General features: G+C 68.2%; 15 protein-coding genes. 4 read left to right on the top strand and 11 right to left on the bottom strand.

Going from position 1 to position 13,415, the window contains the following annotated elements; translation table 11 throughout:
• Positions 1–20 precede the first annotated feature (20 nt).
• The 7 genes from ACEL92_RS09805 to ACEL92_RS09775 all read right to left on the bottom strand — a co-directional run bounded on the left by ACEL92_RS09805 (position 21) and on the right by ACEL92_RS09775 (position 6,842).
• Entirely contained in the window at positions 21–800 is a 780-nt protein-coding gene (locus tag ACEL92_RS09805; protein WP_374025376.1) for an SDR family NAD(P)-dependent oxidoreductase, read from the bottom strand.
• Between the two features lie 167 nt (positions 801–967).
• Positions 968–1,867, bottom strand: coding sequence for a GTPase Era (gene era, locus ACEL92_RS09800; RefSeq protein WP_374025375.1), 900 nt, complete (start codon positions 1,865–1,867; stop codon positions 968–970).
• A gap of 64 nt (positions 1,868–1,931) precedes the next feature.
• Entirely contained in the window at positions 1,932–3,236 is a 1,305-nt protein-coding gene (locus tag ACEL92_RS09795) for a hemolysin family protein (RefSeq protein ID WP_374025374.1), read from the bottom strand.
• On the bottom strand, positions 3,233–4,459 hold the full coding sequence (locus tag ACEL92_RS09790; protein ID WP_374026157.1) for a hypothetical protein: 1,227 nt from the start codon (positions 4,457–4,459) through the stop codon (positions 3,233–3,235). Before ACEL92_RS09790 ends, ACEL92_RS09795 begins: the two co-directional genes overlap by 4 nt.
• A gap of 62 nt (positions 4,460–4,521) precedes the next feature.
• The gene (ybeY, locus tag ACEL92_RS09785) at positions 4,522–5,055 is read right to left on the bottom strand and encodes an rRNA maturation RNase YbeY (RefSeq protein ID WP_067301718.1); all 534 of its coding nucleotides are present in this window, start codon (positions 5,053–5,055) and stop codon (positions 4,522–4,524) included.
• A 30-nt stretch (positions 5,056–5,085) separates the two neighbouring features.
• Complete coding sequence (locus ACEL92_RS09780; RefSeq protein WP_374025373.1) at positions 5,086–6,141, bottom strand: PhoH family protein; 1,056 nt, start codon at positions 6,139–6,141, stop codon at positions 5,086–5,088.
• A gap of 86 nt (positions 6,142–6,227) precedes the next feature.
• The gene (locus ACEL92_RS09775) at positions 6,228–6,842 is read right to left on the bottom strand and encodes a TetR/AcrR family transcriptional regulator (protein ID WP_374025372.1); all 615 of its coding nucleotides are present in this window, start codon (positions 6,840–6,842) and stop codon (positions 6,228–6,230) included.
• A gap of 105 nt (positions 6,843–6,947) precedes the next feature.
• On the opposite strand from ACEL92_RS09775, the gene ACEL92_RS09770 reads away from it, so the two are divergent.
• Positions 6,948–7,691, top strand: coding sequence for a maleylpyruvate isomerase family mycothiol-dependent enzyme (locus tag ACEL92_RS09770; RefSeq protein WP_374025371.1), 744 nt, complete (start codon positions 6,948–6,950; stop codon positions 7,689–7,691).
• Here ACEL92_RS09770 and ACEL92_RS09765 read toward each other — a convergent pair.
• The 3 genes from ACEL92_RS09765 to hrcA are packed head-to-tail and all read right to left on the bottom strand — an operon-like array spanning position 7,677 to position 10,725.
• Positions 7,677–8,471, bottom strand: coding sequence for a 16S rRNA (uracil(1498)-N(3))-methyltransferase (locus ACEL92_RS09765; protein ID WP_374025370.1), 795 nt, complete (start codon positions 8,469–8,471; stop codon positions 7,677–7,679). The genes ACEL92_RS09770 and ACEL92_RS09765 overlap by 15 nt on opposite strands.
• 18 nt (positions 8,472–8,489) lie before the next feature.
• A complete protein-coding gene (dnaJ, locus tag ACEL92_RS09760; RefSeq protein WP_374025369.1) occupies positions 8,490–9,635 on the bottom strand; it encodes a molecular chaperone DnaJ in 1,146 nt (381 codons plus the stop codon).
• Between the two features lie 58 nt (positions 9,636–9,693).
• Complete coding sequence (gene hrcA / locus ACEL92_RS09755; RefSeq protein WP_374025368.1) at positions 9,694–10,725, bottom strand: heat-inducible transcriptional repressor HrcA; 1,032 nt, start codon at positions 10,723–10,725, stop codon at positions 9,694–9,696.
• 207 nt (positions 10,726–10,932) lie between these two features.
• On the opposite strand from hrcA, the gene ACEL92_RS09750 reads away from it, so the two are divergent.
• The 3 genes from ACEL92_RS09750 (at position 10,933) to ACEL92_RS09740 (ending at position 12,806) form a co-directional block, all read left to right on the top strand.
• Positions 10,933–11,247, top strand: coding sequence for a type II toxin-antitoxin system VapB family antitoxin (locus ACEL92_RS09750; RefSeq protein ID WP_067276378.1), 315 nt, complete (start codon positions 10,933–10,935; stop codon positions 11,245–11,247).
• A 78-nt stretch (positions 11,248–11,325) separates the two neighbouring features.
• On the top strand, positions 11,326–11,925 hold the full coding sequence (locus ACEL92_RS09745) for a carboxymuconolactone decarboxylase family protein (RefSeq protein ID WP_374025367.1): 600 nt from the start codon (positions 11,326–11,328) through the stop codon (positions 11,923–11,925).
• A 14-nt stretch (positions 11,926–11,939) separates the two neighbouring features.
• Entirely contained in the window at positions 11,940–12,806 is an 867-nt protein-coding gene (locus ACEL92_RS09740; protein ID WP_374025366.1) for a sigma-70 family RNA polymerase sigma factor, read from the top strand.
• Here the strand turns inward: ACEL92_RS09740 and ACEL92_RS09735 are convergent.
• Complete coding sequence (locus ACEL92_RS09735) at positions 12,800–13,303, bottom strand: hypothetical protein (protein WP_374025365.1); 504 nt, start codon at positions 13,301–13,303, stop codon at positions 12,800–12,802. The two genes, ACEL92_RS09740 and ACEL92_RS09735, sit on opposite strands and share 7 nt — an antisense overlap.
• Between the last annotated feature and the right edge of the window lie 112 nt (positions 13,304–13,415).

Raw genomic sequence — 13,415 nt, 5'->3', positions numbered from 1 at the left:
CGCAGGTCGCCGCCGTTGGTCTAGCGCGGGCGCGACATTATCCGGTTGCCAACGGCTTTGACGCTGTCGGGCAGCAGATGGTTGGCCGCCCCCATGGCCTTGACGAGGACCGAACCGGCGATGATCTTCTGCTCACCGCGCATCAACGCCTCGAACCCTTGCCGCGCGACCTTGGCGGGGTCGTCCTTAGGCCCCTTGCCCATCAGGGACTCCACCATTTTGGCGCGTGCAAAGAAGTTGGTGTCCGTCGGCCCGGGCATCAGCGCCGTGACAGTGATTGCGGTGTCACGCAATTCGTCCTGGAGCGCTTCGGCGAACGATTGAACGAACGACTTCGACGCGTTGTACACCGGCTGATACGAGCCGGGCATCTGGGACGCGATGGACGACGTGAACAGGACCTTGCCCGTGTTGCGGTTTGCCATGTCGCGCAGGACCAGCTTGGCGAGGTGGACCGTCGAGCGCACGTTGAGGTCGACGATGCTCAGGTCGTCGGCGAGCTCGCTCTTGAGGAACATCTCGCCACGTCCGATGCCGGCGTTCAGCGCCGCGGCCGCCAACACGCGATCGCCGTCAATCGTGCTCTGGTACAAGTGCTCCACCCCCTCTGGGGTGCGGAGGTCCACCTGTATCGGCTGCACGGTGGAACTCCACCGGGACAATTTGTCCGGTACATCCCTGATGGCGTCGTCATCGGCGGCGACGACCAGGTCGTAGCCGTGTTGGGCGAACTGCTTGGCCAGTTCGAGCCCAATACCACTGGACGCGCCGGTCACTAACGCTAACTGTGCTTGGGTCATACGCGACGGCTACCCGTCGCCGATGCCATCAAACTCGCACGAGGAAAAGCCAAGTAGCGGTATGTCATTCCGCTACTGCTACCGGCTGACCCTCGTCTGGACTTCGGTCACTTGAAATGTCATGGGCACCGCCTACCCGCTCGCGCTGCGGGAAAACCTTCATGACTTCAGAAGCCAAGCCGACCAAGCTGTTTAGGGTCGCTCTGCCAGTTCTTGGCGACCTTCACCCGCAGGTCCAAGTAGACCTTGGTACCCAGCAACTTCTCGATCTGGCCGCGCGCCGCCGTGCCGACCTGGCGCAGCCGGGTCCCGCCCTTGCCGATGATGATTCCCTTTTGGCTGTCGCGCTCGACGTAGAGCAGCGCGTGCACGTCGATCAGGTCGTCGCGGTCCGCCCGCGGGCTGACCTCGTCGATGACAACGGCCAGCGAATGCGGCAGCTCGTCGCGAATGCCTTCCAGCGCGGCCTCGCGGATGAGCTCCGCCATCAGCACTTCCTCGGGTTCGTCGGTCAGCTCACCGTCGGGGTAGTACGCCGGACCGGCGGGCAGCGCCCCGGCCAGCACGTCGATCAACACGTCCACCTGCGCCCCGGTTGCCGCCGACACCGGGACGATCTCTGCGGAGTCGCCCACCAGGTCACTGACCGCGAGCAGCTGGGCGGCCACCCGGTCTTTGGCCACCTTGTCGATCTTGGTCACGATCGCGACCAGCGTCGTCTTCGGTGCGGTCGAACGGATTTGGTCGACGATCCACCTGTCCCCCGGACCGATCGCCTCATCGGCCGGGATGCACAGGCCGATCACGTCGACTTCGGCGTAGGTGTCGCGCACCAGGTCGTTGAGCCGCTTGCCCAGCAGAGTGCGCGGCCGGTGCAGGCCCGGCGTGTCCACCAGGATGATCTGGAAGTCGTCCCGGTGCACAATGCCGCGAATAGTGTGGCGGGTGGTTTGCGGCCGGGTCGAGGTGATCGCCACCTTGGTGCCGACGAGCGCGTTGGTCAACGTCGACTTGCCGGTGTTCGGCCTTCCGACCAAACACACGAAACCGGAACGGAATTCGGTCATTTTGCCGACCGGGCACGCGCTACTGGACGCGAGCCGCCTGTTTGCGGGGACCGGGCGCTCGGCGTCACGAGGGGTTCTCTCCATCGGAGCCGTTGGACTCCGGCTCGACCGGGCTCAGCAGGACCGTGCCGACCCGGACCCGTCCGCGGTGATCGGTGCCGCCCTCGGCTTGCAGCCGCAGCCCATGCGAGACCACCTCGGCTCCGGGGAGCGGAACCCGGCCCAGCTCCAGGGCGAGCAGGCCGCCCACGGTGTCGACGTCGAGGTCGTCGTCGAACTCCACCCCGTACAGCTCACCGAGGTCTTCGATTGGCAATCGCGCCGACACGCGGAACCGCTTGTCGCCCAACTCTTCTACCGGAGCCGTCTCCGCCTGATCGTACTCGTCGGCGATCTCGCCGACGATCTCCTCCAGCACATCCTCGATGGTCACCAGGCCGGCTATCGCGCCGTACTCGTCGACCAGCAGGGCCATGTGGTTGCGGTCGCGCTGCATCTCGCGCAGCAGCGTATCCAGCGGCTTGGAATCCGGCACGAACACCGCCGGACGCATCACCTGGGCCACGGTGATGCCCCGGCCACCGTCACCCGAGAGAAAGCTCTGCTGGACAAGGTCTTTCAGGTAGACGACCCCGACGATGTCGTCGACGTTCTCCCCGATCACCGGGAGGCGCGAATGCCCGCTGCGCACCGCCAGGTTCAACGCCTGACTGGCCAGCTTGTCGCTTTCGATCCAGATCATCTCGGTGCGCGGCACCATCACCTCGCGGGCCGGGGTGTCACCGAGTTCGAATACGGACTCGATCATCCGGCGCTCGTCGGCGGCGACGACACCGCGCTGTTGGGCCAGGTCGACGACTTCGCGTAGCTCGATCTCGGACGCGAACGGCCCGTTGCGCAAGCCGCGGCCGGGCGTCAGCGCATTACCCAGGACCACCAACAGCCGGCTGAGCGGCATCAATAACCACGACATCAGCCGCAGGGGAACGGCTGTCGTCAACGAGATGGAATACGCGTGCTGACGGCCGAGGGTGCGCGGGCCGACCCCGATGACGACGAAACTGATGACCACCATGGTGGCCGCGGCGCCGAACAGCGCCCAGGTGAGACCGAAGTTGTCGTACAGGAACAGCACCAGCAACACGGTCGCGGTGATTTCGCAGGCAATCCGCAGCAGGACAACCAGATTGATGTAGCGCGGTCGCTCGGCCATCACCTCCGACAGCGACACTGCGCCGGGCCGTTCCTCGCGCACGAGCTCCTGGACCCGGGCGAGCGACACCGTGCTGATGGCCGCGTCGATCGCGGCGAACAGCCCGCCGATAGCGATCAGCGCCATCGCGCCGAGCAGCCAAGACAGACCGGTCAATTGCCGGAAGACCTCGACGTGGTGACAGGTTGTCCTACCTGGTCGTCGCTCCGCTTGCGGTTGAGCGCCCAGGCGGCGAGGCACACCACGACCCCCAGTGCCCCGTAGCCCAGCGCCGAGGGCCACCAGGGCTGGGCGGGTTGGGTGGGCTCCTCGTGCGGTCGGACGGCGAGCACCACCAGGAAGCTGCCGTCGTCGGTCGGGCCGGCGTGCGGCAGCGACTGCGTCTTGGTCACGCTGATCTGGGCGCTACTGCTGCTGGAGTCGTTGGTCTGACCCCAGGCCAACGTGGAGTCGTCGAGCAGGAAGACGTCTTGGCTGCCCCCGGGTTGGCTCTCGTCGCGGCCCACGACCGACACCCGGCCGACCTCCAACGTCTGGTTGACGGCGGGGACCGCGACCAACACGTTCTGGTACACCTTCGGCGGCTGGGGTGGTTTGTAGTCCGGCGGCGGCGGACCGTTGAGGCCTTCCGGTGGCAAGGAGCCTCCGCCGTAGAAGCTGCCCGAGACCACCCATCCGTCACCGACCCCCGTGAAGGGGACCACGCCGACGGTGGCCGCGTCCAGCACGATCCGGGCACCGGGCGGCAGGTACGCCTCCCGGTCGCCGCCGTTGTAGGAGTAGCGGAACGTCATTGCCTGGTTCAGCGGGTTGAACAGGGCCGGCCGGCGGAAGGCGTCGTCGTAGTCGACGTAGTCCCAGTGCCGGGGCCGCACCAGCCGCTGGTTGTCGACCTTCAGGACGTCGACGTTCTCCCGATGGGTGCTGACGACGTTCTGCACCCGCTGGTCGAAGTCGATCTGCTTCGGCGGTTTCGGGGGGTCGGCGGGATTGACCCGGGTCGGCGGTGCGGCCTTGGCCGCCGCGACCGCCTGGGCCGGGACGTCGAGCCCCCGGGGCGGCGCCACCACCGACACATTTCTCGACGCGTCCGGGCCCGGCGGATTGATCGTCGGAACGGTGTTGGCGGGCGGCAGGTTCGGCGGGGGGATGAGCGGCGGGGCCTGCACCGGCACCGTGCTGGGCGGTTCGTACGGCGGGACCACGGGAACCTGCACCGGGCTGGGCGGCGGCTGAACCCGGCGGGGCGGCGCGTCCTGGGAGCACACGTTCGAGGTGTGATACTGCGCCACCAGGTACTGACACCAGTTGCAGCTGGTCGGGTTCGCGCCGCCGCCGGCGCACGGAGCCGCCTCCGCCACACCGATCGTGGTGGCCATCACCGAGATCGGTGTCAGGGCGATGGCGGCCGCAGCCGCGATCCCGAGTAGTTTCTGTGGGCTCAATTGTCGAAATACCTTGACTTGTCCAGCAATTGGCGATCCCGCTCCTGCTGGCGATCCTGGTGGTAGGCCTGGACCTGCTCGGCGACCCATTCTTCGAGCAACCGGTCCTGCAGGGCGAACATCTCTTTTTCCTCGTCCGGCTCGCCGTGGTCGTAACCCAACAGGTGCAGCACACCATGGATGGTCAACAGCGCCAGCTCGTGGCCCAGGGTGTGGCCCGCCGCGTCGGCCTGCCCGGCCGCGAATTCCGGGCACAGCACGATGTCGCCCAGCATCGACGGTCCCGGCTCCGGCGCGTCGGGCCGGCCCCCCGGCTCGAGCTCGTCCATGGGGAAACTCATCACGTCCGTCGGCCCGGGCAGGTCCATCCACCGCATGTGCAGGTCGGCCATCGCCGCGGTGTCCAGCAGCACCATCGACAGCTCGGCGGCCGGGTTTACGTCCATCTTGGCGATGACAAACCGTGCGACGCTGATCAATTCGGTTTCGGAAACGTCGATGCCCGACTCGTTGGATACCTCGATGCTCATAAGACGCCCATCAACCACTCGCAGCCTTCATCACCGGCGTCCACGGGAACCCGACGCCCGACGGGCGGCCCGGTTGGCCAATCCGGGCTCTTCGAATCTCGCGTAGGCGTCCACGATTTCGGAGACCAGCCGGTGGCGCACCACGTCCACACTGGTGAGCTCCGCGATATGGATGTCCTCCACGCTGTCCAGGATCTCGATCGCCGAGCGCAGCCCCGACCGCGCGCCGCCGGGCAGGTCCACCTGGGTGATGTCCCCGGTGATCACCATTTTCGATCCGAAGCCGAGCCGCGTGAGGAACATCTTCATCTGCTCGGCGGTGGTGTTCTGCGCCTCGTCGAGCACGATGAAGGCCGAATTCAGGGTGCGACCGCGCATGTAGGCCAGCGGCGCCACCTCGATGACCCCGGCCGACATCAGCTTCGGGATCAGCTCGGGATCCATCATGTCGTAGAGCGCGTCATACAGCGGCCGCAGATACGGGTCGATCTTCTCACTCAATGTCCCCGGCAGGAAGCCAAGGCGCTCACCGGCTTCCACCGCCGGCCGGGTGAGGATGATGCGGTTCACCTGTTTGGTTTGCAGCGCGCTGACCGCCTTGGCCATCGCCAGGTACGTCTTGCCGGTACCGGCCGGGCCGACCCCGAAGACGATCGTGTTGGCGTCGATCGCGTCGACGTAACGCTTCTGGTTGAGCGTCTTGGGCCGGATCGTCTTGCCGCGCCGCGACAGGATGTCCAGGGTGAGCACTTCGGCCGGGGACTCGTTGTCGGCGCCGGTCAGCATGGCGACGCTGTGGCGGACCACCTCCGGCGTCAGCGGCTGACCGTTGGCGACGATCGCGACCAGCTCGGAAATCGCCCGCTCGGCGAGCGCGACGTCGGCCGGCTCGCCCGAGACCGTCACGGCATTACCACGCACATGCAGATCGGCGTTGAGGCTGCGCTCGAGCGCCCGGAGGTTTTCGTCCGCCGAGCCCAACAAGCCGACGACGACATCGGGCGGAACATCGATGCTGCTGCGTACTTGGGCGTTGGCCTGGAGGCCTCCGGCTGCGTCAACAGCGCTGGTCTCGCGGGGCGTCACGTGGCTCTCGATGCCTGCTTTCTCGGCTTGTCGGTGGTTTGCTCGGCTGCCTAAGTCTACGCCCGGGCCCCCTGATGGTCAGCCTTCTAGTCACCGTCGCTTGCGGTAAGGGCTCGGATCAACCGGTCGATGACCGCGCCGGCTTCCCGGCGCGCCGTGTCACGATCGTCCGCCCTCGCCACGTAGAGGGTGGCCTCGCGCATGGCGCCAAGCATCGTCAGCGCGGTCGCTTCGATGGGTTGCGGCGGTATGCGGCCGGTCTCGACAGCGCTGGCAAGCAGCGCCCGCACCAAGCCGACGTTGTAGCGGTTGCCGATTTCGGTCCACCGCGTCCAACCGAGCACCGCAGGCGCGTCCACCAGGGCGATGCGCTGGATTTCGGGATCGGAGCAGGCGTCCAGCCAGAAAGCGGCGCCCAATCGCATGACCTCGATGGCGTCGGTTTCGCCGGCCGCCGCGATGGCCTCGGCCATGCGGGCGGCGACCTCCGCCTCGACTCGCTCGAACACGGTCGCGAACAGCTCGGTCTTGTCGGCGAAGTGATGGTATAGCGCGCCACGGGTCACGCCCGCCGATCGCACGATCGCCTCGAGAGCCACCTCCGAGAAGCCGTTGGCCGCGAACAAGGGCCGCGCCGCGGCCACCAGCGCCTCCCGTGTCTCCGCGGAGCGCTCCGCCTGGGTGCGACGTTCGTCGTTCAAACTTGTTGCCTTTCATACATACTGTATGTAACTTCATACATACTGTATGAATCTCGCTCTCAAGATAGCAGCGAGATGGCCGAACCACGGAAGGGACACGGTGAGATGAGTTCAGCGATACGGGCCATCGAGGCGGACCGCGCGGCGCTGCTGGCGATTCTCCCCCTCCTAGAAGAATCCGACTGGGCACAAGCGAGCGGCTGCCCGGGCTGGTCGGTGCGAGACGTCGTGTCCCACATGGCGTGCAGTTTCTGGCTGGCCGTCGACCCGTCGCAGTTGCCCGATCCCGGCGGCTTGCCCGCGGAACGGGCTGCGGACCTGTACGTCGAGGCACGGCGCGGGATGACCTCCCGAGAAATCGTCGACGATTACGAGGCGGTCAGCTTGAAGGGCCTCGAGGTCCTCGCCGCGGCCGAAAGCCAGGACTTCGAGGTGCCGCTCGGGGACGTCGGGACCTATCCCGCGTCGGTGATACCCACGGCGTTCGCCTTCGAGCAATACGTACACATCAGGCACGACCTCTTGCAGCCACGCGGCCCGCTGCGGGCGGAGCCGCCGGCCTCCGACGAACTGCGGCTGGAACCCACCGTCGATTGGATCGAGGCGGCGCTGCCCCAGCAAAACGCCGCCCTGCTCGGGCGCATCGATGGCGCGGTGGAGATTCGCCTGACCGGAGGTTGCACGCGCACGCTGCGCTTCGGCGACGGGGACGTGACCGCCGACATCACTTCCGGCGCCGACGCTTTCGTCCGGTGGGTCAGTCAACGCGGAAAGTGGGAAGCCCTCGGGGTGCAAGCGCGCGGAGACCGAGCGACCCTCGAGATCGCGCGCCAGCTAAGCGTTTTCTGAAGCGGCGTCGCCTCCACCACCGTCCAAGCCGGCAACGTCCCATCGGGGCGTGAGCACGCCGATCGCACCCAACGCCACCGCGGCCGCGGTCGACGTCCGCAACACCTGCGGACCCAGCCGGACGGCCACCGCGCCCGCCGCGGTCAACGCGGCGATCTCGTCCGGAGCGATGCCGCCCTCGGGTCCGATCACCAGCAACACCGAATCCGATTGGCCGACATGGTGATCCGCGAGCCGCTCGGTCGCCGACTCGTACAGGCAAAGCACCGACGACCCGGCCGCGACCTCGTCGCGGACCCGTTGGATCAGCGCCGCGGTGGACACCACGCCCGCCACGGGCGGGATGTGCGCCCGGCGCGATTGCCGCGCCGCCGAACGGGCTACGGCGCGCCAGCGGCGCAGGCCCTTGTCCACGCGGGCACCCTGCCAGTTGGCCACGCACCGGTCCGCCTGCCAGGCGACGAACGCGTCGGCGCCCGCTTCGGTGGCCAATTCGATGGCCAGCTCCGAGCGATCGGACTTAGGCAGGGCCTGCACCACGGTCACCGCCGGGCGACCGGGCTCGACGCTCCAGCGCCCCAGCACCCGCGCCCGCAGCCCGTCGCGCCCGGCGTGCTCAACCTCGCAGAGGGCGAGGCCGCCGGTGCCGTCGCCGAGCATCAACTGTTCGCCGGGACGGATCCGGCGCACGGCGGCGGCGTGGAAGCCTTCGTCGCCGTCCACGACGGCCAGCGCGCCGGTTTCGGGCAGTGCGTCGACGTAGAACAGCGTCGCCACCATGTGCGGGGGCCCCGGCGGCTAGCGCCCGGTGAAGGTTTCGCGCAAACGGCTGAACAGCCCGCCACCGGCGTGCGTCGAGCGGACCTCGGGAACGTCGCGGCTGCGCCGGGCCTTCAGCTCACGCAGCAGTTCGGTGTCGTGGTGGTCCAGCCGGGTGGGCACGACCACCTCGACGTGCACGTGCAGGTCGCCCCGGGTGCCCGACCGCAGGTGCGGCATCCCGCGGCCCCGCAGCGTGATGACCGAATTCGGTTGGGTGCCAGGCGGAACGGTAACCTCGCTGAGGCCGTCCAGGATGGCGTCGATGGTGACCGTGGCGCCCAGCGCCGCGTCGATCATCGGCACCGACACCGTGCAGTGCAGATCATCGCCCTCGCGCACGAAGACGTCGTGGGCCTGCTCGTGAACCTCGACATACAGGTCGCCGGCCGGCCCTCCCCCGGGTCCGACCTCACCCTGGGCGGCGAGCCGAACCCGCATGCCGTCGCCGACCCCGGCGGGGATCTTGACGCTGATCTCACGGCGGGCACGGACCCGGCCGTCGCCCATGCACTGATGGCAGGGATCGGGGATGACGACGCCGACGCCGCGGCAGGTGGGACACGGCCGGGAGGTCATCACCTGACCGAGCAGCGACCGCTGCACCGTCTGGACCTCGCCGCGGCCGCCGCACGTGTCGCACGGGACCGGCACCGAGTCGCCGTTGGTGCCCTTGCCCTGGCAGCGGTCACACAACACCGCCGTGTCGACGGTGACCTGCTTGGTCACCCCGGTGGCGCACTCTTCGAGGTCGAGCCGCATCCGCAGCAGCGAGTCCGAGCCCGGCCGCACCCGGCCGATCGGACCGCGCGAGGAAGTGCCGGCGCTGAAGCCGCCGCCGAAGAACGCTTCGAAGACGTCGCCCAGGCCGCCGAAGCCGCCGCCGAACCCGCCGCCCGCGGCGGCGTTTTCCATCGGGTCACCGCCCAGATCGACGATGCGTCGCTTCTCCGGGTCGCTGAGCACCTCGTAGGCGACGCTGATCTCCTTGAACTTCGCCTGCGCGGCCTCGTCCGGGTTCACGTCGGGATGGAGTTCGCGCGCCAGCTTGCGGTATGCGCGCTTGATCTCCGCATCGCTGGCGTTTCTGCTCACCCCGAGCAGCCCGTAATAGTCGCGTGCCACGCCTGACTCTCCTAAACCTGATCCTTATCCCGCGCCTGCGCGCACCGCGGGTGCGCGTTCATCGAGCACCCAGGACTTCGCCGATATAAAGGGCAACCGCGGCGACGCTGGCGATAGTTCCCGGATAGTCCATCCGGGTGGGCCCCAGCACACCCATTCCGCCGAACACGGTGTCGGGGGTGCCGTAGGCGGTGGTCACCATCGAGGTGCCCGCCATTTGCTCGGCGGCCGTCTCATGGCCGATGCGCACCGTCACCTTACCGGCTTCCTGCTGGGCCGCCAGCAACCGCAGCACCACCACCTGCTCCTCGAGCGCCTCCAGGATCGAGCGCAGCGAGCCGCCGAAATCGGCGGCGTTGCGCGTCAGGTTGGCGGTCCCGCCCATCAGCAAGCGTTCTTCGGTGTGTTCCACCAACGACTCCAGCAACACCGTCGCCGAGCGGCCGACGGCGTCGCCCAGGCCGTCCGGCGCGCGGAGTTGCCCGGCCAGGTCGGCGACCGCGATCGAGGCCGCCGAAAGCTTCTTGCCGATCAACGCCTGCCCGAGCATCTCCCGAAGCTGGGACAGCTGGTGGTCGTCGATGACGTCACCGAGTTCGACGATGCGCTGATCCACCCGACCGGTGTCGGTGATGACGACCATCAGCAGGCGGGCCGGCGTCAGCGCGATCACTTCCAGGTGGCGCACGGTGGACGACGTCAGCGTCGGGTACTGCACCACCGCCACCTGGCGGGTCAGCTGGGCCAGCAGCCGCACCGCCCGGCGCAGCGCGTCGTCCAGGTCGACCCCGGATTCCAGGAAGCTCAGGATCGCGCTGCGCTCGGCGGAGGACAGCGGCTTGACGTCGTGCAGGCGGTCGACGAACTCGCGGTAGCCCTTCTCCGTGGGCACGCGCCCGGAACTGGTGTGGGGCTGGGTGATGTAACCCTCGGCCTCCAGCACCGCCATGTCGTTGCGGACGGTCGCGGACGAGACGCCCAGGTTATGGCGCTCCACCAACGTCTTGGAACCGATGGGCTCCTTGGTGGCAACGAAATCGGCGACGATGGCACGCAACACCTCGAAACGCCGATCGTCGGCACTTCCCACTCGCTGTCACCTCCCTGCACCGCGCTGACCGGGTCTATTTTACGGGTCGCGAGCCGCGCTCACGGGTTACCAGCAGCCGGGCGGCGGCGGGCAGTCGGTGGCGCCCGTGGCGATTAGGGGCGCTTCGGTGCTGGCGACGGTTGTTCCGGTTAGCCTGTCCAGCATGAACCGGTCGGGTGATGGCAGCGCATCGGGAAAGATCGGGCCATGATTTTCAAGGGCGTGCGCGAAGGCAAGCCGTACCCCGAGCATGGGCTGTCATACCGGGACTGGGCCCAGATTCCGCCGCAGCAGATCCGGCTCGACGAGTTGGTCACCACGACGACGGTGCTCGCCCTGGACCGCCTGCTGTCGGAGGACTCCACGTTCTACGGCGACCTGTTTCCGCACGCGGTGCGGTGGAGGGGCGTCACCTATCTCGAAGATGGGCTGCACCGGGCGGTCCGCGCGGCACTGCGAAACCGCACGGTGCTGCACGCGCGGGTGTTCGACATGGACATGGCGCCGGGGCCGCCGAGGTAGCCGGTCACGTTTTCGCGCCGCCGGGTGTCGACTTAGTGAGGACGTTGGTTCACACCGCAACTCGCTAGGAGGATCGCCATGTCCCGGTTGCCAGTGGTGTCCGACCGTGATGCCGGTCTGGGCGCCAAGATCGCCTTCTTCTTCACCAAGCGCAAGCTGGCCCAGATGACCGGGCTCGAAACGGCCGGGATGCTGGAACCGCTGCGGATATACGCACACATCCCCCGGCTGCTCAACGCGTACGGCAGGCTTGAGCAGGCCGAGTCGAAGCTGGACATCCTGAGCCCCCGCGACCGCGCGCTCGCGGAGCTCAAGGCTGCGACGACGGTGGGCTGCGAGTACTGCATCGACCTGGGTTCACAGATCGCCCGTCGGTGGGGCATCACCGACGAGGAATTGCTCGCGCTTGCCGACTACCGGAATGCCGCGTGCTTCTCCGAAGTCGACAAGCTGATCCTCGAGTACGCCACCGCGATCAGCCGCACCCCCGTCGAAGTCAGCGACGAGCTTTTCGATGCGCTGCGCGCGCATTTCGACACCGCCCAGCTCGTCGGGCTCACCCACGTCATCACGCTGGGCAACTTGCGGGCCCGCTTCAACCTCGCGCTGGGGATCGGCTCGCCCGGCTTTTCGGGCGACCGGGTCTGTGCCGTGCCCGAGACACCCGGTGCCACGTGACCGTGGATGCGTCGATGACGGCGCGTTTCGAGGCGGCGCGCCCCCAGCTCGGCGCCATCGCCTACCGCATGCTGGGCTCGATCGACGACGCCCAGGACGCCGTGCAGGAGGCGTGGCTGCGGCTGAGCGGCAGGCCGGCCGACGGTATCGCCAACCTCGAAGCCTGGCTGACCACCGTGGTGGCCCGCATCTGCTTGAACATGCTGCGCGACCGCCGGGCCCGGGGACGCGAGGAACCCGCCGCCGTCTTGCCGGACCCGATCGTGGAAGCCGACGGCGAGTTCGACCCCGAACACCGCGCGATGCTGGCCGACGCCGTCGGGCTGGCGTTGTTCGTGGTGCTGGATACGTTGCCGCCGGAGCAGCGCCTGGCGTTCGTGTTGCACGACGCGTTCGCCGTGCCATTCGACCAGATCGCGCCCATCGTCGGCCGGACCCCGGAGGCCACCCGCAAGCTGGCCAGCCGGGCACGGCGGCGCATCGAAGAGGCCGACCCGGCCCCCGACGGCGACGTGACCGCCCAGCGGGAGGCCGTCGACGCGTTCTTCGCGGCGGGCCGCAGCGGCGACTTCGACCGCCTGGTGGCGGTGCTGCATCCCGACGTGGTGCTGCGCGGCGACTTCGGCCGGGGCACCGCCGGCTTCCGCGCCGAGGGAGCACCCGCCGTGGCCAGGCTGGCCCGCGGCTACGCGGGCCCCGACCGCGAGGTGCGCGCCGCGACGGTCAACGGGGCGGCCGGCGCGGTGATCTTCGTCGCCGGGCGGGCGACGGCGATCATGGGTTTCGTCGTGCGCGACGGCGTGGTCGCCTCGATCGACGTGCTGGCCGACCCCGTGCGCATCGCCAAGTCAGACCTGGGTGCGCTGCGTGCCGATCACTGACCGGCGGCCTGCAGCAACTCCATCGCCGACGCCCGCGACAGCACCCAGCCGCCCTGGTTGACGAACGTGACGTTCTGCGTCACCGGGGAGGTCAGCTTCGGACCGGAGACCGCGACGTCAGCGGTGGCCGAACCGGCCGCGGCCGGCTGGATGTTGGTGACGCCGAACGACAGGGGCAGGTCGCCGTTCTTGGCCGCCTTCTGCAGCTTCTTGTCGGCGACGTGCGCCTCCATACCACTGATGCCACCCTGAACCAGGTTGCTCTTGCTGGAGAAAGAGACGCTCGGGTCGGCCAGGCTGTTCAGCACACCGGTCAGCTGATCGGCGGTCGGCAAGTCGGCGGCCGCGACCGGAGCGGGATCCTGCGGTAACGGCGCACCGAACGAGGCCAGCCGCAGCTGATCCATCGAAGGCGCGATGGAGACCGCGCCGGCGGCCGCACCCCCGATGACGGCGAAGGCTGCCGCGCTGGTGGCGAGCAACTTGACGGTTTTCATGGTTCCCCCTTCGACGGGCGCGTCTGGTTAAACGATCCACGCATCGGGCGTGGTGTCAGTGCGCCTGCTACTCCTGTTGTTTCGCCTCTCGGCACGGCTACGTTACGGCCAC

Origin of the sequence: Mycobacterium hainanense, assembly GCF_041890355.1 — a bacterium.
GTDB classification, from domain to species: Bacteria; Actinomycetota; Actinomycetes; order Mycobacteriales; family Mycobacteriaceae; genus Mycobacterium; species Mycobacterium hainanense.
Note: the sequence above shows the minus strand (reverse complement) of the source record. Positions and strands in the feature narration are given on the sequence as shown.